Below are 728 nucleotides of genomic sequence, written 5' to 3'. Positions count from 1 at the left end.
CATCGTTAGCTCAAATGCTTGTTACTAGCTCGCCAACGCTTTTCGCAAGTTACTACGTCCTTCATCGCCTCTGACTGCCAAGGCATCCACCGTATACGCTTAGTCACTTAACCATACAACCCAAATGGGTCTTTTTTATCGCTTACTCTTCATCTTGCTACGCGGTGTTTTCAGTTTCACACCCCAATCATGTAGCGCTGCTACACTCATGTGCTGTTCAACTTCAAGCCTTGCTTACCAAGCGATGAGTGGCGCTTAGTCTTTCGTTAGAAACACTAAGAAAACGTCTAAGTTGTATTGCAACTAGCTGGTTTTTACTGTCTTTTGCTTTCGCAAAAGAACGCCTTGATTTACTTCATTTCTGAAGTTAAGAATATCCAAAACACTTGATTAAAGTATTTTGAGAACTCAATTTTGTATCACTTAATGCTTACACACTAAGTTCTACTATCAGCTTTCCAAATTTTTAAAGAACGACATCGCTTCAAAGGAAGTCAATGTTTTGCTCGTCAACAAGACAAGGCAATCTGTGTGAACACTCACGCACACGGAGGTGCGATGTGCAGAAAAGGCATGGAGCTTTTTTCTGCCAACAGTAACTGTAAATCGCTTAGGTAAGGAGGTGATCCAGCCCCAGGTTCCCCTAGGGCTACCTTGTTACGACTTCACCCCAGTCATGAACCACACCGTGGTAAACGCCCTCCCCGAAAGGTTAAGCTATCTACTTC

General features: G+C 43.3%; 2 rRNA genes. Both read right to left on the bottom strand.

The window, feature by feature from the left end:
• Positions 1–113 (bottom strand): 23S ribosomal RNA (locus tag KU855_RS18740); the annotation flags it as partial.
• A gap of 502 nt (positions 114–615) precedes the next feature.
• Positions 616–728 (bottom strand): 16S ribosomal RNA (locus tag KU855_RS18735); the annotation flags it as partial.

This window comes from Shewanella sp. NIFS-20-20, assembly GCF_019209865.1.
GTDB lineage: Bacteria > Pseudomonadota > Gammaproteobacteria > Enterobacterales > Shewanellaceae > Shewanella.
This window is presented reverse-complemented; position numbering and strand designations above follow the sequence as displayed.